Here is a 21,180-nt window from a genome sequence, read left to right as displayed (position 1 = left end):
TAATCGCCGGCTTGTGAGTGATGGCTGTGAGCCCAGAATGACAATGACCAGTGAACGCTCCGTTGTGCCTGAAAAAGCGGCTCTCGCGCCGCGCAAGAGCCGCAAGAACAACCCGGAAAAGACCCGCGAGAACATCCTCCAGGAGGCGGTTATCGAGTTCGTGCAGCAGGGGCTTTCCGGGGCTCGGGTGGACGCCATCGCCGAGCGTATCCATACCTCCAAGCGCATGATCTATTACTACTTCGGCAGCAAGGAGCAGTTGTACGTCGAAGTGCTGGAGAAGCTCTATGGCGATATCCGCAGCACCGAGAGCCGCCTGCAGCTGACGGAGCTGACGCCACCGGAGGCCATTCGCCGCCTGGTGGAGTTCACTTTCGACCACCATGATCACAACGCTGATTTCGTGCGGATCGTCAGCATCGAGAACATCCACAACGCCGAGTACGTGAAGCAGTCGCAGGTGATCAAGGCGATGAACAACAGCGTCCTGCATGCCCTGGACGAAATCCTCGCGCGCGGAGTCAAGGAGGGCCTGTTTCGCAGGGGGTTGAATGCCCTGGATGTGCATTTGCTGATCAGTTCGTTCTGCTTCTTCCGGGTTTCCAATCGCCATACCTTCGGCGAGATCTTCCAGCTCGACCTGCCGGATGAGACGGTCAAGCGCCGGCATCGGGAAATGATCTGCGAATCGGTGCTGCGCTACCTGCAAGCCTGAGTGGTCGCCGGCATTGGCATGGGCCATGGCCGCCCATTAAAATCGCATGCACGAGCCAGCCGGCTCCATGACATTTCCCTCGACAAGGAAGGCTCCATGGGCAACCCCGTCCCCACCCTGAAAATCATCCTGATCCTGATGATCGTCGTCGACGGTTTCTGGTTTGGCGAGCGCTTGCTGTCCATGGCGGGTATCAGCCCGCTCGACTGGCTGCCGACCCAGCTGATCAACCTGCTCGGCATTCTCAGCAGCCTGTTGCTGATCCTCTTCAACGTGCTGTTGCTCGGCCTGCTCTCGCGTTTGCAGCTCAAGTCCGAATGAGCCATCGGCCCCAGGCGCGACCTGTGGCTGATGGCTATGGCAATTGAAAATCATTCTCGACTGACCGTAAGGTGCCCGGCACGCCTACTTGCTGGCGCGCATCCAGCTCAAGTACCAGGCCGGGCTGCTCAACGAGCAGGACCTTGCGCAACTGGCCGGGTACTTCCACCCGGTCCTGCAGCCACTGTCGAGCCTGCGAGGTTGCGACAAGGCCCGCAGGGCCTTCAACAATCGCGCCCCCCACACACTGCGGCCGTTGCGCGCCCGTGCGCAGCCTGCGGCAGCGGCTATCCGGAGCAGGCACGGGACCATGAATGGGCGCCAGAAATGCCAACGGCCGTCACGAGGACGGCCGTAGCGGGGACAGCGGATCAGCGCCGGGTCAGCAGGACCCCGGATTCCATGTGGTGGGTCCAGGGGAACTGGTCGAACAGGGCGCAGCGCTCGATGCGGTGGGTGTCGTGCAACTGGGCGATGTTGGCCGCCAGGGTTTGCGGGTTGCAGGAGATGTACAGGATGTTGTCGAAGCGTCGGGTCAGCTCGCAGGTGTCCGGGTCCATGCCGGCCCGGGGCGGGTCGACGAACACGCTGCCGAACGCGTAGCTCTTCAGGTCCACCCCTTGCAGGCGGCGGAACGGCCGTACTTCATTGAGCGCTTCGGTCAACTCCTCGGCGGACAGGCGCACCAGGGTGACGTTGTCCACGGCGTTTTCGCTGAGATTGCTCAGGGCGGCGTTGACCGAGGTCTTGCTGATCTCGGTGGCCAGCACCTTGCGCACCCGGGTGGCCAGGGGCAGGGTGAAGTTGCCGTTGCCGCAGTACAGCTCCAGCAGGTCATCCTGGCGTTCGCCCAGGGCGGCATAGGCCCAGTCGAGCATCTTCTGGTTCACCGTGCCGTTGGGCTGGGTGAAGGCGCCTTCAGGCTGGCGGTAGCTGAAGCTGCGACCGCCCACGTCCAGGCGTTCCACCACGTAGTCCTGGCCGATCACTTCACGCTTGCCCTTGGAGCGGCCGATCACGCTGACTTTCAGCTCGGCGGCCAACTGGCTCGCGGCCTGGTGCCAGTGCTCGTCCAGCGGGCGGTGGTAGCACAGGGTGATCATCGCATCGCCGGCCAGGGTGGTGAGGAACTCCACCTGGAACAGCTTGTGGCTCAGGGCGTGGCTGGCTTGCCAGGCGGCCTTGAGCTGCGGCATCAACTGGTTGATGCGCTGGCTGGCGATGGGGAACTGCTCGATGAGGATCGGCGTGCGCTTGTCCTCCTGGGAGAACATCGCGTAGTGGCGCTCGCCGGCTTCGCGCCACAGGCGGAATTCGGCGCGCAGGCGAAAGTGCTGCAGCGGCGAATCGAAGACCTGGGGCTCGGGCGCGTCGAAGGGCGCCAGCAGGCCACGCAGGCGCGTGACCTTTTCCTGCAACTGGGTGCTGTAGCTTGCGGCGTCGAAAGTCATGCGCTGAACCAACCCAGCTTGGCCACGAACAGGATCGACAGGATCACCAGCGGGGCGTTGAGTTCACGGGCGCGGCCGGTCAGCAGCTTGATCGCGGTCCAGGCAATGAAGCCGAAGGCGATGCCGTTGGCGATGGAGTAGGTGAACGGCATCGCCAGGGCGGTGACCACTACCGGAGCGGCGACGGTGATGTCGTCCCAGTCGATTTCCGCCAGGCCCGAGGTCATCAGCACGGCCACGAACAACAGCGCCGGTGCGGTGGCGAAGGCCGGGACGCTGGCTGCCAGCGGCGAGAAGAACAAGGCCAGCAGGAACAGGACCGCCACTACGATGGCGGTCAGGCCGGTGCGTCCGCCGGCGCTCACGCCCGCCGCGGATTCGATGTAGCTGGTGGTGGTGGAGGTGCCCAGCAGGGAGCCGGCCATGGCCGCGGTGCTGTCGGCGATCAGGGCCCGGCCCATCTTCGGCATATGGCCGTCCTTGCCCATCAGGCCGGCGCGCTTGGCCACGCCGATCAGGGTGCCGGAGTTGTCGAACAGGTCGACGAACAGGAAGGCGAAGATCACGCTCACCAGGCCGATGTCCAGGGCGCCCTTAATGTCCAGCTGCAGGAAAGTCGGGGCCAGGGACGGTGGCATGGAGGTCACGCCGCCGAATGGAGTAACGCCCAACAGGATGGAGACGACCGTCACCGAGAGGATGCCGATCAGCACCGCGCCGCGGACCTTCAGGGCCTCCAGGGCGACGATCATGGCAAAGCCCAGGGTGGCGAGGATCGGCGCAGGTTTCTTCAAGTCGCCCAGGCCGACCATGGTGGCCTGGTTGCTGACCACGATGCCGGCGTTGTGCAGGGCGATCAGCGCCAGGAATAGGCCGATACCGGCGGCGATGGCCGAGCGCAGGGGCAGGGGGATGCTGTTGATGATCCACTCGCGGATCTTGAAGATCGACAGCAGGAAGAACAGCACCGCCGAGATGAACACCGCACCCAGCGCCACTTGCCAGGTATGGCCCATGTGCAGGACCACGGTGTAGGTGAAGAAGGCGTTCAGGCCCATGCCGGGTGCCAGGGCGATCGGGTAGTTGGCGATCAGGCCCATGACGGTGGAGCCGATGGTCGCCGCCAGGCAGGTGGCGACGAACACCGCGCCTTTGTCCATGCCGGTCTCGCCGAGGATGCTCGGGTTGACGAAAAGAATGTAGGCCATGGCCAGGAAGGTGGTAACGCCCGCAAGTATCTCGGTGCGCACGTTGGTGTTGTGTGCCTTGAGTTGAAACAGCCTTTCCAGCATGTCTGCTCCCCGTGGCGCCGCCGGGCGCCGTGAATGTATCGACTCCAACAGCAAAGCACAGACTGCCTGATGCGCCTGTGGATTTGCCTGGGGTCGGGAAAAGCCGCGCATCATACCAGCAGCGTGGGCCAATGGCTGCGATCGTCGTCGATGTTTTGCCGGGTGGGCAAGTAGCGCATACTGCGCCCTGATTTCGAGGGGGATTTATGCGCAGTACAGTGAAAACGACCGTCTTGGCGCTGCTGGGAACCGCGGCCTGCTGGTTCGCCGCCTCGGCCACGGCCGGTTCTGCCGCGCCCTTGAGCCAGGTGGAAATCCTCAAGGTGCTGTCGCCAGCCTGCGGGCTGGAGGATGTCTCCGACGGTCGTGAACGGACCCAGTGCGACCACAGCGGGCCGGGCATCAAGGTCTATGTGCTGGAGATCGGCTATGGCCGCGAGCCCTACGTGACCCTGGAAGGCTTCGAGGTCGACGGGACTCGGACCCCGGTGTGCGAAGATGGCTCCAGCTACGAGCCCTGCGCCCCTGGCGGGATCACCGCCGGCTACCTCTATATCTTCGACCTGGCCGATAAGAAGGAAGGCGCCTTCCGTTTCACCAACACTTCGATCAATGCGCCGGGCAACAGCATGAGCGCAGAAATCTACATCAAGTAGGCCGCCGGCGATCCCGGTTCGGCCAGCTAGCCAGCCCGGGTTTGCTCCATTTGTGGTTCGTGCATCCGGTCACGCTGGGCCAGGGTCGGGAATAGCTTGATCCAGGTCCCGGTCACCAGCAGCGTACCGACCCCGCCCAGCACCACCGCCGGCACGGTGCCGAACCAGTGGGCCGTTAGCCCGGATTCGAACTCCCCCAGCTGGTTCGAGGCGCCGATGAACAGGCCGTTCACTGCGCTGACCCGGCCGCGCATCTCATCCGGGGTTTCCAACTGCACGAAGGAGGCGCGGATCACCATGCTGATCATGTCCGCCGCCCCCAGTACCACCAGCACGGCCAAGGAGAACCAGAACGAGGTGGACAGGCCGAAGGCGATGGTCGCCACGCCGAACACCCCGACGGCGGTGAACATCACCCGCCCGACCTTGCGCTCGACGCTGAAGCGCGCCAGCCACAGCGACATCAGCAAGGCACCCACCGCCGGCGCCGAGCGCAGCAGGCCCAGGCCCCAGGGGCCGGTGAGCAGGATGTCCTTGGCGAACACCGGCAACAGCGCGGTGGCGCCGCCGAGCAGTACGGCGAACAGGTCCAGGGAGATGGCGCCGAGGATGTCCGGGCGGCTGCGGATGAAGCGGATACCCGCCAGCAGCGAGTCCAGGGTCGCCTTGCTTTTGTTCAGGGCGGCCTGGCGCGCCGGCAAGTTGAGCATCAGCAGGCAGGCGATCACATACAGGATCACGGTCGGGCCATAGACCCAGACACTGCCGAAGGCGTAGAGCAAGCCGCCCAGGGCCGGGGCGACGATGGTCGCCGATTGCTGGGCCGACTGGGCCGCGGCCACCGCCCGGGGAAACAGTGCGGCGGGCACGATGCTTGGCAGCAGGGCCTGGGTGGTGGGCATTTCGAAGGAACGGGCGCTGCCGAGCAGGAACGCCAGGATGAAGATCAGCTCCCGGCTGACGCTGTCGGTCAGGCTGCCGATGGCCAGGGACAGGGCGATCAAGGCTTGCAGCGACTGGCAGATGGCGGCCACGCGGCGCCGGTCGTAGCGGTCGGCCACGTGCCCGGTATGCAGCATGAACAGCACCCGTGGGGCGAACTCCACCAGCCCCACCAGGCCCAGGTCGAGGACGTTGCCAGTCAGTTGGTAGAGATTCCAGCCGATGGCCACGGTGAGCATCTGGAAACCGCTGGCGGTGAAGATCCGGGCTATCCAGAAAGCGATGAACGGACGGTGGTGGCGGAGCAGCAAAGGTTCTGGGCTGGGCATCGGCAGGCAAATCTGAGCGGGGAGTGCCGCGAGGTTACCACCAAGATGTAACCAATAGTTGCGGTCCAGGGAAAATCGTTAGCCGCGCATCTATCTCGTTTCTGGCTCCTTTTTTCGATGACAGTCCCTGTTGCCGCGGCCGCAGGTTCCGGCTGATCGGTCGGACGCCGAAGGTCCTGTGGACCTTGTCGCAGCTTCGCGGGCTCAGCAGCGGCTACGGGGGGATGTGTGCTGGAGAAGTGTCGGGAAACCCCGGTCTTGAGAGGGTGAGGCAAGCTGTCACGCGGCAAATAACCACAGAGTTGCGCACTAAATTTAGGACTACTCTTTTAACGTTGATTGATCCAGATCAAGGCCTTTTTCGAGGATTGGTGTGGTGGCCGCAAGGCCAGGATCCCTGCGTAGCGATGGTTTAAAAGAACGAATCCGAATTCGCCGCACTCCATATCCGTGGGGGCAGTGGGTGCAGGCCTCTGGCCGGCAGCCGGTATTACCTGACAGAGGAAAGCTTATGTTCGGTTTAGAGGCTCTTGATCTCGCCCGAATCCAGTTCGCATTCACCATCTCGTTCCACATCCTGTTCCCGGCGATCACCATCGGCCTGGCGAGCTACCTGGCGGTACTCGAGGGCCTGTGGCTCAAGACCCACGACGATACCTACCGCGATCTCTACCACTTCTGGTCGAAGATCTTCGCCGTCAACTTCGGCATGGGCGTGGTGTCCGGCCTGGTGATGGCCTACCAGTTCGGTACCAACTGGAGCCGATTTTCCGATTTTGCCGGTTCTGTCACCGGCCCCTTGCTCACCTACGAGGTGCTGACGGCGTTCTTCCTCGAGGCCGGCTTCCTCGGGGTGATGCTGTTCGGCTGGAACAAGGTCGGGCGCAAGCTGCACTTTTTCTCCACGGTCATGGTGGCCATCGGTACCCTGATCTCGACCTTCTGGATCCTCTCGTCCAACAGCTGGATGCAGACTCCGCAGGGTTATGAAATCGTCAACGGCCAGGTGATCCCGGTGGATTGGCTGGCGGTGATCTTCAACCCGTCCTTCCCCTATCGCCTGGCGCACATGGCGGTAGCCGCGTTCGTGGCCACGGCGTTCTTCGTCGGCTCCTCGGCGGCCTGGCACCTGCTGCGCGGGCGGGACAACCCGGCGATCCGGCGCATGCTTTCCATGGCCATGTGGATGGCCCTGATCGTGGCCCCGGTACAGGCGGTGATCGGTGATTTCCACGGTCTCAACACCCTCAAGCACCAGCCGGCGAAGATCGCCGCCATCGAAGGCCACTGGGAGAACGTCGGTAACGAGCCGACCCCGCTGATCCTCTTCGGCTGGCCGGACATGAAGGCCGAGAAAACCCGCTTCGCCGTGGAAATCCCCTACCTGGGCAGCATCATCCTGACCCACAGCCTGGACAAGCAGGTGCCGGCGCTCAAGGAGTTCCCGCCCGAGGACCGGCCCAACTCGACCATCGTCTTCTGGTCGTTCCGGATCATGGTCGGCCTGGGCATGCTGATGATCTTCACCGGCCTGTGGAGCCTCTGGCTGCGCAAGCGCGACAGCCTCTACACCTCGCGGCCGTTCCTGTACCTGGCCTTGTGGATGGGGCCGTCCGGCCTGATCGCGATCCTCGCGGGCTGGTTCACCACCGAGATCGGTCGCCAGCCCTGGGTGGTCTACGGCCTGATGCGCACCGCCGATGCTTCTTCCGGGCATAGCCTGGTGCAAATGAGCATCACCCTGGCGTTGTTCGTGGTGGTGTATTTCGCGCTGTTCGGCGTGGGTATCGGCTACATGATGCGCCTGGTGCGCAAGGGACCTGTGACCAACGAAGGCGCCGAGACCAGCCACGGTGGCCCCGGCCGCAAACGCACGCCGGCCCGTCCGCTTTCCGCGGCCGACGATGACGACCACAGCACCAGCCTGAACAAGGGGAATTGAGTCATGGGTATCGATCTTCCGCTGCTCTGGGCCGTGATTATCATCTTCGGCATCATGATGTACGTGGTCATGGACGGGTTCGACCTGGGGATCGGGATTCTTTTCCCGTTCGTCAAGGACAGCCGCGACCGTGACGTAATGATGAACACCGTCGCCCCGGTCTGGGACGGCAACGAGACTTGGCTGGTACTGGGCGGGGCGGCGCTGTTCGGCGCCTTCCCGCTGGCCTATTCGGTGGTGCTCTCGGCGTTGTACATGCCGCTGATCCTGATGCTGGTGGGGCTGATCTTCCGTGGCGTGGCCTTCGAGTTCCGCTTCAAGGCCAAGGAAGCCAAGCGCCATATCTGGGACAAGGCCTTCATCGGCGGTTCCGCGGCGGCCACCTTCTTCCAGGGCGTGGCCCTGGGGGCCTTCATCGATGGCCTGCCAGTGGTCAACCGCCAGTTCGCCGGCGGCTCGATGGACTGGCTGACGCCCTTCACGCTGTTCTGCGGCCTGGCGCTGGTGGTGGCCTATGCCTTGCTCGGTTGCACCTGGCTGATCATGAAGACCGAAGGCAAGCTGCAGCTGCAGATGCATGACCTGGCGCGGCCCTTGGCCTTCGTCCTGCTGGCGGTGATCGGCGTGGTCAGTATCTGGACGCCCCTGGCCCATGCCGAGATCGCCGCGCGTTGGTTCACCTTGCCGAACCTGTTCTGGTTCCTGCCGGTGCCGATCCTGGTGCTGGTGACCCTGTACGGGCTGCTGCGGGCCGTGGCACGCAACGCTCACTACACGCCGTTCCTTTTGACCCTGGTATTGATCTTCCTCGGCTACAGCGGCCTGGGCATCAGCCTGTGGCCGAACATCGTGCCGCCGTCGATCTCCATCTGGGACGCCGCCGCGCCACCGCAGAGCCAGGGCTTCATGCTGGTGGGCACCTTGTTCATCATTCCGTTCATCCTGGGATACACCTTCTGGAGCTACTACGTGTTCCGCGGCAAGGTCACCCACGAGGACGGCTATCACTAGCCAGGCGCCGCTCCTCGAGAGGAGCGAAGCTTGCTCGCGATGGCGCCCTTGCAGGCGCCATCGCCTCCCTTTTGAAAGGAGCATTCGATGATGGCTGGTAAACATTCATTGCAGGAAATTGAAGAAGCCGAGAAGAAGCCGCTCTGGCAACGCCTGGGTTGGCTGGCCATGATCTGGGGCGGTAGCGTCCTGGCCCTGTTCCTGGTAGCGAGCCTGATGCGCATGTTCATGAACGCCGCGGGCCTGACCACGCACTGATCTTCAGCACTGCTCATCCCATCCCGTGTCGTGCGGCGCGGTTTACAACCCTCCATTGGAGGGTTTTTTTTGACCTGGGCTCGCTACGTTTTTTCTTTGCAGGCGCAGCCGGTGGGCTCGCGATGAGCGAGAACGCGGTGCTTCAGGTATTTCACGGGGATTCATCGCGAGCAAGCTTCGCTCCTACGTGGGCGGGGTTACTTGCGGGCCTTGAGAATGACGAACTTGGGTGTCGCCGCCACCTGTTCGACACCGCGGAACAGCCGGGCCAGCTTGCTGTGATAACCCAGGTGGCGGTTGCCGACGATGTACAGCGCGCCGCCCACCACCAGGGCTTCCCGGGCCTGCTGGAACATGCGCCAGGCGAGGAAGTCGCCCACCACCTGCTGCTGGTGGAACGGCGGGTTGCACAGCACCACGTCCAGGGATTGCGGCTCCTGGCCGGCCAGGCCGTCACCGGGACGGATCACGGCTTCGCGTTCGCCCAGCAGCGCCTGCCAGTTTTCCCGGGCCGATTGCACGGCCATGAACGACTCGTCCACCAGGGTGTAGCGGGCTTGGGGATTGTCCAGGGCACTGGCGATGGCCAGCACGCCGTTGCCGCAGCCCAGGTCGGCGACCCGGGCATTGCCCAGGTTCTGCGGCAGGTGCGGGAGGAAGGCGCGGGTGCCGATGTCCAGGCCTTCGCGGCAGAACACGTTGGCGTGGTTGAGCAGCTCGATGGCCGGCTTGTCCAGGCGATAGCGGGTCGGGTAGGGCGAGGCCAGCGGCGACCTGGCCTCGGCGGTGGCGATCAGCAGGCGGGCTTTCTTCACCGCCAGCGACGCCTGGACCGGGCCGATGTAGCGCTCCAGCAGGTCGCCGGCGGCCCGGGGCAGGTGCTTGACCATGGCCGCGGCCACCACTTGGGCCCCGGGCGCCAGCTGGCCTTGCAGGCGGATCAGTTGCTCCTCCAGCAGGGCCAGGGTTTTGGGGACACGGACCAGCACCCGGTCGAAGGGACCCACCAGGGGGTCACTGGCCGGCAGCACTTGCACGGCATCGAAGGGCAGGCCATTGCGTGCCAGGTTCTTTTCCAGGGCCAGGGCGCCGAGGTAGGAGTCGCCGCTGCTGGTGATCCGGACCTTGCCCAGCAGGCTCGCGGCCAGGGCACCGAAGCTGTCGTTGAGCACCAGCACGCGGCTTTCCTCGGCTGGTTGCTGCTCGGCCAGGTGGTTGAGCAGGTATTCGTCCGCGGCGTCGAAGGCTTGCAGCGGCTCGTTCTGCTGTTCGGGCTGGCGGATCAGGTCGAGCTGGGCGAAGGGGCTGGCAAGCAGGGGCATGGGCGGACTCTAGGTAATAGGTGGGCCTGTCGGCGCGGGAGCGTGGCGGACAGGAGCCTTCGGGCAGCGCTGTTGCAATGCGCGGGCGGGCTTGTGCAAATGCGGCGATTTTACGTTTTTTCGCCGGTGATTGCCCGCCGTCTATGCCACTACAAACCACCGGTGTTTGTGCACGACGCTTTGCGGGACACTAGGAACATCGGTTTTGTGGAGTTCGTCATGACTGCCAGTGAAGAAAAGTACACCCGCCAGACCCTGCTCGATGTCCAGCCGCTGACCCCCAGCCTGTTCACCCTGCGTACCACCCGGGACCCGGGTTTTCGTTTCCGTTCCGGCCAGTTCGCCCGCCTCGGGGTGACCCGGGCCGACGGCAGTACGGTGTGGCGTGCCTATTCCATGGTGTCTTCGCCGTTCGACGAGTTCCTCGAGTTCTTTTCCATCGTCGTGCCCGACGGCGAGTTCACCAGTGAGCTGAGCCGCCTGCGCGAAGGCGACAGCCTGCTGGTGGATCGCCAGGCCTTCGGTTACCTGACCCTGGACCGTTTCGTCGATGGGCGCCACCTCTGGTTGTTATCCACAGGCACCGGCATTGCGCCATTCCTGTCGATTCTCCAGGACTTCGAGGTGTGGGAGAGATTCGAGCGGATCATCCTGGTCTACAGCGTGCGCGAGGCCAGGGAGCTGGCCTACCAGCAATTGCTCGCCGAGTTGCCCCAGCGGGAATACCTGGCCGAAGTTGCCCACAAGCTGCAGTTCATCAGCACCGTTACCCGCGAACAGCATCCGGGCAGCCTCAACGGGCGCATTACCCAGTTGATCGAAAGCGGTGAGTTGGAGCGCGTGGCGGGTCTGGAGCTGAGTCCTGAACACTCGCGGGTGATGCTCTGCGGCAACCCGCAGATGATCGACGACACCCGGGCCCTGCTCAAGCAGCGGGGCCTGAACCTGAGCCTGAGCCGACGCCCGGGACAGGTGGCAGTGGAAACCTATTGGTAGGGGAAAAGCCCCGTGGCCGCTGCTTCGCGGCCACGGGTCGCTACGGCGTGCCTCAGGACTTGTCGTTCTGGGCCTTGAGCAGGTCGCGGATCTCGGTCAGCAGCACTTCTTCCTTGGTCGGAACTGGCGGTTCCGCTGGCGCCACGGCTTCTTCGCGCTTGAGGCGGTTGATCACCTTCACGCCCATGAAGATGGCGAAGGCGATGATGATGAAGTCGATGATGCTCTGGATGAACTTGCCATAGGCCAGGACCACCGCTGGCGTGTCGCCCACGGCCGCCTTGAGGGTGATGGCCAGGTCGGCGAAATCCACGCCGCCGATCAGCAGGCCGATTGGTGGCATGACCACGTCCCCGACGAAGGACGAGACGATCTTGCCGAATGCAGCGCCGATGATGATACCGACGGCCATGTCGACCACATTACCTTTGACCGCGAAGGCCTTGAACTCACTTAACACGCCCATAGGTTATTTCCTTGTTGCAGATGAGGTTGGTTACAGCAGTGTAAGTCAGCAAAAAGCGTTTTGCCGACTCAACTTTCTACAGCTCGCGGCGTATGACCGATATATCGGCGAAGAGTTTAATCAAAGTGCCATCATTTTTCGCGCGCGATATACCTCGTCATTGCCGCTATAACCACAACATTCTGTCAATCAAGCGCTTGCGGGCTTTCTATTTAGCTTTCAAATGTTTAGCCACTAGCCTCTGGCAGGCGTATCGAGATACGCCCTATATAACTAGAGGAATCCGACATGACTGTTTCTATCGGCCTGGGGAGTCTTTCCCCGCGCGGCGTACTGGGCGTGCTTGCCGCCAGTATGCTGTCCCTTTCCGTACAGGCCGCCACACTGACCCGCGACAACGGCGCGGCGGTAGGCGACAACCAGAACTCGCAGACCGCGGGCGCCACTGGACCGGTGTTGCTGCAAGATGTGCAACTGATCCAGAAGCTCCAGCGTTTCGATCGCGAGCGTATCCCAGAGCGGGTGGTGCATGCGCGCGGCACCGGCGCCCACGGTACCTTCACCGTCACCAACAACCTTACCGACCTGACCCGGGCCAAGGTCTTCGCCGCTGGCGAGGTAACCCCGGTGTTCGTGCGCTTCTCGGCGGTGGTGCATGGCAACCATTCCCCGGAAACCCTGCGCGATCCGCGGGGTTTCGCCACCAAGTTCTACACCGCGGATGGCAACTGGGACTTGGTGGGCAACAACTTCCCGACCTTTTTCATCCGTGATGCCATCAAGTTCCCGGACATGGTCCATGCTTTCAAGCCCGATCCGCGTACCAACCTGGACGATGATTCGCGGCGTTTCGATTTCTTCTCCCATGTTCCCGAAGCCACTCGCACTTTGACCGAGCTGTATTCCAATTCCGGGACTCCGGCCAGTTATCGGGAAATGGACGGGAATGGCGTGCACGCCTACAAGTTGATCAACGCCAAGGGCGAAGTGCACTACGTGAAGTTCCACTGGAAGAGTTTGCAGGGCGTGAAGAATCTCGATCCTAAACAAGTGGTCGAGGTCCAGGGGCGCGACTACAGCCATATGACCCATGACTTGGTATCCCATATTAATAAAGGGGACTTTCCCAAGTGGGACTTGTATGTCCAGGTATTGAAGCCCGAGGACCTGGCCAAGTTTGAGTTCGATCCACTGGATGCCACCAAGATCTGGCCCGGTGTTCCCGAGCGCAAGGTCGGGCAGATGGTGTTGAACCGCAATCCGGCCAATGTCTTCCAGGAAACCGAGCAGGTGGCCATGGCTCCGGCCAACCTGGTGCCGGGTATCGAGCCCTCCGAGGACCGCCTGCTGCAAGGCCGGGTGTTCTCCTACGCCGACACCCAGATGTACCGCCTGGGGGCCAACGCCCTGCAACTGCCGATCAATGCGCCGAAGGTCGCGGTGAACAATGGCAACCAGGACGGCGCCATGAACCTGGGGCACACCCAGAGCGGGGTCAACTACCAGCCGAGCCGTCTTGAGCCACGCGAAGAGCCCGCGGCGGCGCGCTACAGCCAATTGGCGCTGGCGGGCAGCACCCAACAGGCGAAGATCCAGCGTGAGCAGAACTTCAAGCAGGCCGGCGACCTGTACCGCTCCTACAGCCAGAAGGAGCGCCAGGACCTGATCGAGAGCTTCGGCCAATCCCTGGCCGACACTGACGACCAGAGCAAGCACATCATGCTGTCGTTCCTCTACAAGGCCGATCCCGAGTACGGCACTGGCGTGGCCAAGGTGGCCAAGGGCGACCTGGCCCGGGTCAAGGCCCTGGCCGCCAAGCTGGCGGATTGACCTCGACCCGCGTGACGCCCCGGGCGTGACGCGCCTTTCTTTGTAGGAGCGAGGCTTGCCCGCGATGGGTCGCGTAGCGGCCCCGATACCGGTTCTGCCTGGAGCCCTGTGACCCGGGCTGGAGCCATCGCGGGCAAGGCTCGCGCTTACGGAGTTTCTTGAGACAACGGGAGTCGTACCATGCGCCTGTTCATTTCACTGCTGCTGGCCGTCTGCTCTCTGGAGGCCTATGCGGAGCAACCGATCCCCGCCGACCCGGTAGCGGTCAAGGCCCAGCTGGCCAACTACTATTTCGATGCCGCCCGCCGCGGTGATATCGAGATCCTCGACACCTTCATCGAGGCCGGCTACTCCCTCGATACCCGCGACGAGAAGGGCTATACCGCGCTGATCCTGGCCGCCTATCACGGCCACGGGGCGGCGGTGGAGCGCCTGCTGGCCGCCGGCGCCGATGCTTGCGCCCAGGATGAGCGCGGTAATACCGCGTTGATGGGGGCGATCTTCAAGGGCGAGGTACGGATTGCCCGGCGCCTGATGGCGGCCGATTGCAGTCCCGACCAGCGCAATGCCGCTGGCCAGACGGCGGCCATGTACGCCGGCCTGTTCAAGCGTACCGAGTTGCTCCAGGCCCTGGCGGCCAAGGGCGCCGATCTTGAGGCCGAGGATCCGCTGGGCAATAGCCCCACGCGCCTGGCCAGCGGGCAGATCCGCACCGCCGCGCCGCGCTGATCGGCGCCAGCTGAGCTATCATCGCGGTTTTTGCCGGGGGTTCAGATGGCCAAGGCCAAGCGCATGTACGGCTGCACCGAGTGCGGTTCCACCTTTCCCAAATGGGCCGGGCAATGCGGTGAATGCGGCGCCTGGAACACCCTGGTCGAGACCATGATCGAAAGCGGCGGTGCCGCGGCACCCGCCGGGCGTACCGGCTGGGCCGGGCAGCAGGCGCAGATCAAGACCCTGGCCGAGGTCAGCGTCGAGGAGATCCCGCGTTTCTCCACCGCTTCCGGCGAGCTCGACCGAGTGCTCGGTGGTGGCCTGGTGGATGGCTCGGTGGTGCTGATCGGCGGTGATCCGGGGATCGGCAAGTCGACCATCCTGCTGCAGACCTTGTGCAACATCGCCACGCGCATGCCGGCGTTGTACGTCACCGGCGAGGAGTCCCAGCAGCAGGTAGCGATGCGCGCCCGGCGCCTGGGCCTGCCCCAGGACCAGTTGCGGGTAATGACCGAGACCTGCATCGAGACCATCATCGCCACGGCCCGGGTAGAAAAGCCCAAGGTCATGGTGATCGACTCCATCCAGACCATCTTCACCGAGCAACTGCAATCGGCTCCGGGCGGCGTGTCCCAGGTGCGCGAGAGCGCCGCCTTGCTGGTGCGCTATGCCAAGCAGAGCGGCACGGCGATCTTCCTGGTCGGCCACGTGACCAAGGAAGGCGCCCTGGCCGGCCCGCGGGTACTGGAGCACATGGTGGACACCGTGCTGTATTTCGAGGGGGAATCCGATGGCCGCCTGCGCCTGCTGCGGGCGGTGAAGAACCGCTTCGGCGCGGTCAACGAGCTTGGCGTGTTCGGCATGACCGATCGTGGGCTGAAGGAGGTCTCCAACCCGTCGGCGATCTTCCTCACCCGGGCCCAGGAGGAAGTGCCGGGCAGCGTGGTCATGGCCACCTGGGAAGGCACCCGGCCGATGCTGGTGGAGGTCCAGGCGCTGGTGGATGACAGCCACCTGGCCAACCCGCGCCGGGTCACCCTGGGCCTGGATCAGAACCGCTTGTCCATGCTGCTGGCGGTGCTGCACCGGCACGGCGGCATCCCGACCCACGACCAGGATGTGTTCCTCAACGTGGTGGGTGGGGTCAAGGTGCTGGAGACCGCCTCCGACCTGGCGTTGATGGCGGCGGTGATGTCGAGCCTGCGCAACCGGCCGTTGCCCCATGACCTGCTGGTGTTCGGCGAGGTGGGCCTGTCCGGCGAGGTGCGCCCGGTGCCTAGTGGCCAGGAACGCTTGAAGGAAGCGGCCAAGCATGGCTTCAAGCGGGCCATCGTGCCCAAGGGCAACGCGCCGAAGGAGCCACCGGCAGGGCTGAAGATCATCGCCGTGACCCGTCTGGAGCAGGCGCTGGACGCACTTTTCGAATAACTCGGGCTGTTACTGAAAGGACGCACACGATATGGGCATGACAAACATGAAGGACTGGTTGCTGGGGATCGGCTTGCTCTGTGGTTGCAGCCTGGCCCTGGCCCAGCAGGCCGAGGCGCCGCCAGGCTACTGGATCGCGCAACAACTGCCGGTGGGGGATGGCACGACGCTGCAGGTGCTGGAAGACCAACGCATCACCCAGGAGGTCCATGACGAAAACTGGGGCAGCGGCATGGACGCGGACAATCTCCCAGAGGCCGCGGACGGCCAGCCGGCGGAGCCGTTGGAGGCCCAGGCGCGCCTGGTTTCGGACAGTGGCCAGGTGTTGGCGCAGCGGGCCCTGGGTTATCCCCTGGCCAATGTGAAGAAGGCCCCGCTCAGCGGCCTGCCATCGCCGGCCTTCTTTTTGTCCATCGACCAGACCGCGCCCCTGGGCAGCTACAGCGGTCCGCTCACCGAGGTGCTGGTACCGGCGCAGAATCGCCTGGACCCGGTGCCATGCCAGGACGAGAGTGGCGAGAAGCGGCCGCTGATGTTCAGCCATACCGGCAAGGCGGCCTGGCAGATAGTGCCCGCCAGCGGCGGCGGGACCGAAACCATCCAGCAGGTCTCGTCGGCCTCGACCATGGTGGACGATGAGTTCATCACCACCTATCGCACCTTCCGCTATGTCGATGGACAGTGGACGGCGGTTTCCCGACAACAGCCGGGCTACTGGGACCTGGAGCAGGACTTCCCCGAGCCCGCGCTGTTTCCCTGACTGGATGCGGCAGGTCAGATATCGATCAGCGCGCCCAGCTCCCGCTCCAGCTCCTCGGGGTCGCCCAGGTTCAGCTCGATCAGGCGCCGCAGGTGCTCGATGGACTCCAGGCCGATATGCAGGCAGACGAAACCCAGCTGGCCGTTGTTGTCATGGGCCAATTGCACGTCCATGCGCACATCGGCGTCCTGGCCCAGGTGGATATCGGCTTCGAAGGGGCGCTTGGGATCTCCCAGCCAGGGAGTGGGGCGCTCGATCAGCAAGCCCTTGAGGGACAGGTCCAGCAGTTGCACCGGCCAGCGGTGGGTGCCCTGGCTGAGTTCGGTCTTGGCATCGAAGGCGATACGTTTGAAGCGTCGGCGGTCGTCGTGTTGCTCGCTCATGGACTGGCCCTCTGCGTGGTGCACTGACTATAGACCCCGGCACCGGCCCGCCGCTACAACCCATGTCGCGCCTTGCGAAGCAGTCGCCGTAAGCGCTGCCTGGGAGGCATTCGCCGCCAGCGCGAAGCCGGCCCGCGAAGCTGCCGCGCAGCGAGAAAGAATGCTCTAGACCAATGTGGGGGCTGGCCTTTGGGTGGAGTAGCGCTACACTCGCAAGCGCTATCTTTCTGTCCACCTGGCTGGAATATAAAAATGAAAAACAATAATAGCCCGCTACGCCACCTGCCCTGGCTGCTGCTGGCAATCGTAGGAGCATGCGCCCTGGGCGTAGTCGCATTGCGTCGAGGGGAGGCGATCAACGCCTTGTGGATCGTGGTCGCGGCAGTGGCCATCTACCTGGTGGCGTACCGCTACTACAGCCTGTTCATCGCCAACAACGTGATGCAGCTGGATTCGAGCCGCGCCACCCCCGCCGTACTCAACAATGACGGTCTGGACTATGTGCCGACCAACAAGCACATCCTGTTCGGCCACCACTTCGCGGCCATCGCTGGCGCAGGTCCCCTGGTGGGCCCGGTCCTGGCGGCGCAGATGGGCTACCTGCCCGGTACCCTGTGGCTGATCGCCGGTGTGGTCCTGGCCGGCGCGGTGCAGGATTTCATGGTGCTGTTCCTGTCCACCCGGCGTAACGGTCGCTCCCTGGGCGACATGGTCCGCGAGGAGATGGGGCGCATTCCCGGGACCATCGCCCTGTTCGGCTGCTTCCTGATCATGATCATCATCCTCGCGGTGCTGGCGCTGATCGTGGTCAAGGCCCTGGCCGAGAGCCCTTGGGGCATCTTCACGGTGATGGCGACCATCCCGATCGCGGTGTTCATGGGCGTGTACATGCGCTACATCCGCCCGGGCCGCATCGGCGAGATCTCGCTGATCGGCGTGATCCTGCTGCTCGCTTCCATCTGGCTCGGTGGCCAAGTGGCGGCCGATCCGGTCTGGAGCAAGATGTTCACCTTCACCGGCGTGCAGATCACCTGGATGCTGATCGGCTACGGTTTCGTCGCTGCGGTGCTGCCGGTCTGGCTGATCCTGGCACCACGGGACTACCTGTCGACCTTCCTCAAGATCGGCACCATCATCGCCCTAGCGATCGGCATCCTGATCACCATGCCCGAACTGAAGATGCCGGCCCTGACCCAGTTCACCGACGGCACCGGCCCGGTGTGGAAAGGCGGCCTGTTCCCGTTCCTGTTCATCACCATCGCCTGTGGCGCGGTATCCGGCTTCCATGCGCTGATCTCCTCGGGGACCACGCCCAAGCTGCTGGATAACGAGACCAACGCTCGCTACATCGGCTACGGCGGCATGCTCATGGAGTCCTTCGTGGCGATCATGGCCATGGTCGCGGCCTCGGTGATCGAGCCTGGCGTGTACTTCGCCATGAACAGCCCGGCGGCCATCGTCGGGGGTGACGTGGCCGCGGTCGCCCAGACCGTCAGCAGCTGGGGCTTCGTCATCAGTCCCGAGCAACTGCAGGCGGTGGCCAAGGACATCGGCGAGAACACCATCCTGGCCCGTGCCGGTGGTGCCCCGACCCTGGCGGTGGGGATCGCGCAGATCCTCCATCATGTGCTGCCGGGCGAGAACACCATGGCGTTCTGGTACCACTTCGCGATCCTGTTCGAAGCGCTGTTCATCCTTACCGCAGTGGATGCCGGCACCCGGGCCGGGCGCTTCATGCTCCAGGACCTGCTGGGCTCCTTCGTTCCCGCGCTCAAGCGCACCGAATCCTGGGGCGCCAACCTGATCGCCACCGCCGGTTGCGTGGCCCTCTGGGGCTACCTGCTGTACCAGGGCGTGATCGATCCGCTGGGTGGTATCAACACCCTGTGGCCGCTGTTCGGCATCTCCAACCAGATGCTGGCCGGTATCGCCCTGATGCTCGGCACCGTGATCCTGATCAAGATGAAGCGCCAGCGCTACATCTGGGTCACCCTGCTGCCAGCTGTGTGGCTGCTGATCTGCACCACCACCGCGGGCTTCATCAAGCTGTTCGACGCCAACCCGGCGATCGGCTTCCTGTCCCTGGCCAAGAAGTACAGCGATGCCCTGGCCAACGGCCAGATCCTCGCCCCGGCCAAGGACATCACGCAGATGCAGCACGTGATCTTCAACGCCTATACCAACGCGGCCCTGACCGGCCTGTTCCTGCTGGTGGTATTCAGTGTCCTGTTCTACGCGCTCAAGGTCGGCGTCGCCGCCTGGGGCAGCAAGGAGCGCACGGACAAGGAATCGCCGTACCAGGCGGTACCGGACGCCTGACCCGAGGATAGCAACGATGTTCAATGACCTGAGTCGCCTCGGTAAATACCTCGGTCAGGCCGCGCGCCTGATGGTCGGCATGCCCGACTACGACAACTATGTCGAACACATGCAAACCAAGCACCCGGACAAGCCGGTGATGTCGTACGAGGCGTTCTTCCGCGAACGCCAGGAGGCACGCTACGGCGGCAAGGGTGGTCCGAAGTGCTGTTGAGGCACTGCGTTTAGGCAATACCCCGGCAGGAGCCGGCGGGCCCGGCGATGGCGTTCCAAGGAGCGCTATCGCCAGGTCCGCCGGCTCCTGCGTTTTCAGGCATGGGAGACCCTGTTTTGCACAATCCTGTTCCCGTCACCGTTCTCAGCGGTTTTCTCGGCGCCGGCAAGACCACCTTGTTGCGCCACCTGCTCAAGGCCGAGCACGGCTTGAAGATCGCCGTGATCGAAAATGAATTCAGCGACGCCGGTATCGACAGCCAATTGCTGGGCAGCGAGCCGGTTCAAGTCATGACCCTGTCCAATGGTTGTGTCTGCTGCACCATCCACACCGACCTGAGCAAGGCCCTGTACTTGTTGTTGGAGCGCCTGGACAGCGGCGAGATCGCCTTCGACCGGCTGGTGATCGAGTGCACTGGCCTGGCGGATCCGGCGCCGGTGGCGCAGACCTTCTTTATCGATGAAGAGCTGCGCGAGCGCTATATCCTCGACGGCATCATCACCCTGGTGGATGCCAGGCACGCCGAGTTCCACCTGACCCAGACCATCGCCCAGGCGCAGATCGGCTTTGCCGACCGCTTGCTGGTGAGCAAGCGCGACCTGGTGGACCAGGACAGCTTCGAGGCCCTCTGCCAGCGCCTGACGCGGATCAACCGCCGGGCGCCGATCCATGTGGTGGATCACGGCAATATCGAGCTGGCGCAGCTGCTGGATGTGCGCGGCTTCAATCTCAATGCCGACCTGGGTGGCGGCATCAGCCTGCGTCCGGTGAGCAAGGCACCTTCGGTGGATCGCATCGCCAGCCTGGTGTTGCGTACCGAGCAGGCACTGGACCTTGCGCGCCTGAGCGAATTCATGAATGAGCTGCTGGAAGAGCACGGCAAGCAGTTGCTGCGCTACAAGGGCGTGCTGAACGTCATCGACGAACCCCGGCGCATGGTGTTCCAGGGCGTGCTCAAGCTCTACGGCTTCGACTGGGACAGCGAGTGGGCTGCAGACGAAGTTCGCGAGAGCGTGATGGTGTTCATCGCCGATGACCTGCCGGAAGAGAAGATTCGCCAGGGCTTCGCGCGGATGCTGGCCGGCTGACACCGCGTTGCGCAGCCTGCTCCTCCAGGCCCCTGAGCAAGAGCAGTTGCAGGTGTTCCAGGTGCTGCTGCATCAACGCCTCGGCCAGCGTGGCGTTGGCCTCCTGCAACGCGTCGACGATGGCGGCGTGTTCCTGCCAGGCGCAATGCTGCAAGGCCTGGCCCGCCAGTTGGGCGATGGCCAGGGAGGTCAGGGGCACCAGGCTGCCGAGGAAGTGGGCCAGGGGCGCATTGCCGGCCAGTTGCGCCAGTTGCAGGTGGAACTCCCCTGACAGGCGGATGGCCGGGCCATGCCAGCCGCGTTCGATGGCCTCGCGCTCGCGGGCGACCAGTTGGTGCAAGGGCTGCAAGCGCTTGCGCGGCTGCTGGCAGGCCAGGCGCACCAGGGCGATTTCCGCCAGGCGCCGGGCGTGGAGGATCTGCCGGGTCTGCTCCAGGTCCGGTGCCGCCACCCGGGGCCGGTGGTTGGGCCGCAGGATCACTACCTGCTGGTGGGACAGGCGCGCCAGTACCTGACGCACGATACTGCGGCTGATGCCAAAGGCCTGGCCCAGGCTGTCCTCGGTGAAGCGGCTGCCGGGGGCGATGCGCTGCTCGAGGATGGCATCGAAGATCTGCGGGTAGACATCGTCTACCAACAGCTTCTTCGCACCACGTCGATGCAGGTTGGCCAGCGGGGTGAAGCGAGGGTTTTCCTGGGCGTGGCTGGCCATGGCCGGTCTCCGGTCCAGTTGCCGATACGGG

Annotated in this window: 21 protein-coding genes; 14 read left to right on the top strand and 7 right to left on the bottom strand. The window is 64.0% G+C overall.

Annotated elements, in window-relative coordinates:
- Positions 1-37 precede the first annotated feature (37 nt).
- Both ACK6AU_RS01645 and ACK6AU_RS01640 read left to right on the top strand, forming a co-directional pair.
- Positions 38-715, top strand: a complete 678-nt coding sequence (locus ACK6AU_RS01645; protein ID WP_409297396.1) for a TetR/AcrR family transcriptional regulator — start codon at positions 38-40, stop codon at positions 713-715.
- Between the two features lie 96 nt (positions 716-811).
- Positions 812-1,036 carry a hypothetical protein gene (locus tag ACK6AU_RS01640; protein ID WP_185698330.1) on the top strand — a complete coding sequence of 75 codons (225 nt, stop codon included), beginning with the start codon at positions 812-814 and terminating at the stop codon, positions 1,034-1,036.
- A gap of 371 nt (positions 1,037-1,407) precedes the next feature.
- Here the strand turns inward: ACK6AU_RS01640 and trmA are convergent, their stop codons facing one another.
- A complete protein-coding gene (gene trmA / locus ACK6AU_RS01635) occupies positions 1,408-2,487 on the bottom strand; it encodes a tRNA (uridine(54)-C5)-methyltransferase TrmA (RefSeq protein WP_409297394.1) in 1,080 nt (359 codons plus the stop codon).
- Positions 2,484-3,779 (bottom strand): NCS2 family permease, encoded by a 1,296-nt coding sequence (locus ACK6AU_RS01630; RefSeq protein ID WP_409297392.1) that lies wholly within the window; start codon positions 3,777-3,779, stop codon positions 2,484-2,486. The genes trmA and ACK6AU_RS01630 overlap by 4 nt, the downstream gene beginning before the upstream one ends.
- 206 nt (positions 3,780-3,985) lie before the next feature.
- On the opposite strand from ACK6AU_RS01630, the gene ACK6AU_RS01625 reads away from it, so the two are divergent.
- Positions 3,986-4,435, top strand: a complete 450-nt coding sequence (locus ACK6AU_RS01625; protein ID WP_409297390.1) for a DUF4879 domain-containing protein — start codon at positions 3,986-3,988, stop codon at positions 4,433-4,435.
- Between the two features lie 26 nt (positions 4,436-4,461).
- Here the strand turns inward: ACK6AU_RS01625 and ACK6AU_RS01620 are convergent, their stop codons facing one another.
- Positions 4,462-5,706: an MFS transporter gene (locus tag ACK6AU_RS01620; protein ID WP_409297388.1), complete on the bottom strand. Its 1,245-nt coding sequence runs from the start codon at positions 5,704-5,706 to the stop codon at positions 4,462-4,464.
- A 511-nt stretch (positions 5,707-6,217) separates the two neighbouring features.
- Between ACK6AU_RS01620 and ACK6AU_RS01615 the strand changes: the two genes are divergently transcribed.
- The 3 genes from ACK6AU_RS01615 to ACK6AU_RS01605 all read left to right on the top strand — a co-directional run bounded on the left by ACK6AU_RS01615 (position 6,218) and on the right by ACK6AU_RS01605 (position 8,917).
- Positions 6,218-7,648 (top strand): cytochrome ubiquinol oxidase subunit I, encoded by a 1,431-nt coding sequence (locus ACK6AU_RS01615; protein WP_185698335.1) that lies wholly within the window; start codon positions 6,218-6,220, stop codon positions 7,646-7,648.
- 3 nt (positions 7,649-7,651) lie between these two features.
- Positions 7,652-8,659, top strand: a complete 1,008-nt coding sequence (gene cydB / locus ACK6AU_RS01610) for a cytochrome d ubiquinol oxidase subunit II (RefSeq protein WP_022641127.1) — start codon at positions 7,652-7,654, stop codon at positions 8,657-8,659.
- 90 nt (positions 8,660-8,749) lie between these two features.
- Positions 8,750-8,917 carry a DUF2474 domain-containing protein gene (locus ACK6AU_RS01605; protein ID WP_068576418.1) on the top strand — a complete coding sequence of 56 codons (168 nt, stop codon included), beginning with the start codon at positions 8,750-8,752 and terminating at the stop codon, positions 8,915-8,917.
- A 197-nt stretch (positions 8,918-9,114) separates the two neighbouring features.
- Here the strand turns inward: ACK6AU_RS01605 and ACK6AU_RS01600 are convergent, their stop codons facing one another.
- Complete coding sequence (locus ACK6AU_RS01600; protein WP_409297385.1) at positions 9,115-10,239, bottom strand: methyltransferase; 1,125 nt, start codon at positions 10,237-10,239, stop codon at positions 9,115-9,117.
- Between the two features lie 219 nt (positions 10,240-10,458).
- On the opposite strand from ACK6AU_RS01600, the gene ACK6AU_RS01595 reads away from it, so the two are divergent.
- Positions 10,459-11,235, top strand: a complete 777-nt coding sequence (locus ACK6AU_RS01595) for a ferredoxin--NADP reductase (RefSeq protein ID WP_409297383.1) — start codon at positions 10,459-10,461, stop codon at positions 11,233-11,235.
- Positions 11,236-11,287: 52 nt separating this feature from the next.
- On the opposite strand, the gene mscL is transcribed toward ACK6AU_RS01595, so the two are convergent.
- On the bottom strand, positions 11,288-11,701 hold the full coding sequence (gene mscL / locus ACK6AU_RS01590) for a large-conductance mechanosensitive channel protein MscL (protein WP_185698338.1): 414 nt from the start codon (positions 11,699-11,701) through the stop codon (positions 11,288-11,290).
- Between the two features lie 288 nt (positions 11,702-11,989).
- Here mscL and katB point away from each other — a divergent pair, with 288 nt between their 5' ends.
- The 4 genes from katB to ACK6AU_RS01570 all read left to right on the top strand — a co-directional run bounded on the left by katB (position 11,990) and on the right by ACK6AU_RS01570 (position 16,433).
- A complete protein-coding gene (gene katB / locus ACK6AU_RS01585; RefSeq protein WP_409297381.1) occupies positions 11,990-13,531 on the top strand; it encodes a catalase KatB in 1,542 nt (513 codons plus the stop codon).
- Positions 13,532-13,711: 180 nt separating this feature from the next.
- Positions 13,712-14,260 carry an ankyrin repeat domain-containing protein gene (locus tag ACK6AU_RS01580; protein WP_185698340.1) on the top strand — a complete coding sequence of 183 codons (549 nt, stop codon included), beginning with the start codon at positions 13,712-13,714 and terminating at the stop codon, positions 14,258-14,260.
- A gap of 45 nt (positions 14,261-14,305) precedes the next feature.
- On the top strand, positions 14,306-15,673 hold the full coding sequence (gene radA, locus ACK6AU_RS01575; RefSeq protein ID WP_022641120.1) for a DNA repair protein RadA: 1,368 nt from the start codon (positions 14,306-14,308) through the stop codon (positions 15,671-15,673).
- Positions 15,674-15,704: 31 nt separating this feature from the next.
- Positions 15,705-16,433, top strand: coding sequence for a hypothetical protein (locus ACK6AU_RS01570; protein ID WP_409297378.1), 729 nt, complete (start codon positions 15,705-15,707; stop codon positions 16,431-16,433).
- A gap of 14 nt (positions 16,434-16,447) precedes the next feature.
- Here ACK6AU_RS01570 and ACK6AU_RS01565 read toward each other — a convergent pair whose 3' ends face one another.
- Complete coding sequence (locus ACK6AU_RS01565) at positions 16,448-16,816, bottom strand: PilZ domain-containing protein (RefSeq protein ID WP_185698342.1); 369 nt, start codon at positions 16,814-16,816, stop codon at positions 16,448-16,450.
- Between the two features lie 252 nt (positions 16,817-17,068).
- On the opposite strand from ACK6AU_RS01565, the gene ACK6AU_RS01560 reads away from it, so the two are divergent.
- The 3 genes from ACK6AU_RS01560 (at position 17,069) to yjiA (ending at position 20,437) form a co-directional block, all read left to right on the top strand.
- Positions 17,069-19,135 carry a carbon starvation CstA family protein gene (locus ACK6AU_RS01560; RefSeq protein WP_185698343.1) on the top strand — a complete coding sequence of 689 codons (2,067 nt, stop codon included), beginning with the start codon at positions 17,069-17,071 and terminating at the stop codon, positions 19,133-19,135.
- Between the two features lie 16 nt (positions 19,136-19,151).
- Positions 19,152-19,349, top strand: a complete 198-nt coding sequence (locus tag ACK6AU_RS01555; protein WP_007937254.1) for a YbdD/YjiX family protein — start codon at positions 19,152-19,154, stop codon at positions 19,347-19,349.
- Positions 19,350-19,450: 101 nt separating this feature from the next.
- Entirely contained in the window at positions 19,451-20,437 is a 987-nt protein-coding gene (gene yjiA / locus ACK6AU_RS01550) for a GTPase (protein ID WP_409297375.1), read from the top strand.
- Here yjiA and ACK6AU_RS01545 read toward each other — a convergent pair.
- Positions 20,373-21,149, bottom strand: a complete 777-nt coding sequence (locus ACK6AU_RS01545; RefSeq protein ID WP_185698345.1) for a GntR family transcriptional regulator — start codon at positions 21,147-21,149, stop codon at positions 20,373-20,375. The two genes, yjiA and ACK6AU_RS01545, sit on opposite strands and share 65 nt — an antisense overlap.
- Between the last annotated feature and the right edge of the window lie 31 nt (positions 21,150-21,180).

The organism is Pseudomonas sp. KCJK8993 (assembly GCF_046230915.1).
Lineage (GTDB): Bacteria > Pseudomonadota > Gammaproteobacteria > Pseudomonadales > Pseudomonadaceae > Aquipseudomonas > Aquipseudomonas piscis.
The sequence above is the reverse complement of the archived record's forward strand: the minus strand, read 5'-3'. Positions and strand labels throughout refer to the sequence as shown.

Bases quoted from the DNA above. Each gene is read 5' to 3' on its own strand.
- trmA (WP_409297394.1), bottom strand. From the start codon at position 2,487: ATGACTTTCGACGCCGCAAGCTACAGCACCCAGTTGCAGGAAAAGGTC.
- ACK6AU_RS01580 (WP_185698340.1), top strand. From the start codon at position 13,712: ATGCGCCTGTTCATTTCACTGCTGCTGGCCGTCTGCTCTCTGGAGGCC.
- yjiA (WP_409297375.1), top strand. From the start codon at position 19,451: ATGGGAGACCCTGTTTTGCACAATCCTGTTCCCGTCACCGTTCTCAGC.
- ACK6AU_RS01630 (WP_409297392.1), bottom strand. From the start codon at position 3,779: ATGCTGGAAAGGCTGTTTCAACTCAAGGCACACAACACCAACGTGCGC.
- ACK6AU_RS01620 (WP_409297388.1), bottom strand. From the start codon at position 5,706: ATGCCCAGCCCAGAACCTTTGCTGCTCCGCCACCACCGTCCGTTCATC.
- ACK6AU_RS01555 (WP_007937254.1), top strand. From the start codon at position 19,152: ATGTTCAATGACCTGAGTCGCCTCGGTAAATACCTCGGTCAGGCCGCG.
- ACK6AU_RS01640 (WP_185698330.1), top strand. From the start codon at position 812: ATGGGCAACCCCGTCCCCACCCTGAAAATCATCCTGATCCTGATGATC.
- ACK6AU_RS01545 (WP_185698345.1), bottom strand. From the start codon at position 21,149: ATGGCCAGCCACGCCCAGGAAAACCCTCGCTTCACCCCGCTGGCCAAC.
- katB (WP_409297381.1), top strand. From the start codon at position 11,990: ATGACTGTTTCTATCGGCCTGGGGAGTCTTTCCCCGCGCGGCGTACTG.
- ACK6AU_RS01625 (WP_409297390.1), top strand. From the start codon at position 3,986: ATGCGCAGTACAGTGAAAACGACCGTCTTGGCGCTGCTGGGAACCGCG.
- ACK6AU_RS01605 (WP_068576418.1), top strand. From the start codon at position 8,750: ATGGCTGGTAAACATTCATTGCAGGAAATTGAAGAAGCCGAGAAGAAG.
- ACK6AU_RS01565 (WP_185698342.1), bottom strand. From the start codon at position 16,816: ATGAGCGAGCAACACGACGACCGCCGACGCTTCAAACGTATCGCCTTC.
- ACK6AU_RS01570 (WP_409297378.1), top strand. From the start codon at position 15,705: ATGGGCATGACAAACATGAAGGACTGGTTGCTGGGGATCGGCTTGCTC.
- radA (WP_022641120.1), top strand. From the start codon at position 14,306: ATGGCCAAGGCCAAGCGCATGTACGGCTGCACCGAGTGCGGTTCCACC.
- ACK6AU_RS01560 (WP_185698343.1), top strand. From the start codon at position 17,069: ATGAAAAACAATAATAGCCCGCTACGCCACCTGCCCTGGCTGCTGCTG.
- ACK6AU_RS01645 (WP_409297396.1), top strand. From the start codon at position 38: ATGACAATGACCAGTGAACGCTCCGTTGTGCCTGAAAAAGCGGCTCTC.
- ACK6AU_RS01600 (WP_409297385.1), bottom strand. From the start codon at position 10,239: ATGCCCCTGCTTGCCAGCCCCTTCGCCCAGCTCGACCTGATCCGCCAG.
- mscL (WP_185698338.1), bottom strand. From the start codon at position 11,701: ATGGGCGTGTTAAGTGAGTTCAAGGCCTTCGCGGTCAAAGGTAATGTG.
- ACK6AU_RS01615 (WP_185698335.1), top strand. From the start codon at position 6,218: ATGTTCGGTTTAGAGGCTCTTGATCTCGCCCGAATCCAGTTCGCATTC.
- ACK6AU_RS01595 (WP_409297383.1), top strand. From the start codon at position 10,459: ATGACTGCCAGTGAAGAAAAGTACACCCGCCAGACCCTGCTCGATGTC.
- cydB (WP_022641127.1), top strand. From the start codon at position 7,652: ATGGGTATCGATCTTCCGCTGCTCTGGGCCGTGATTATCATCTTCGGC.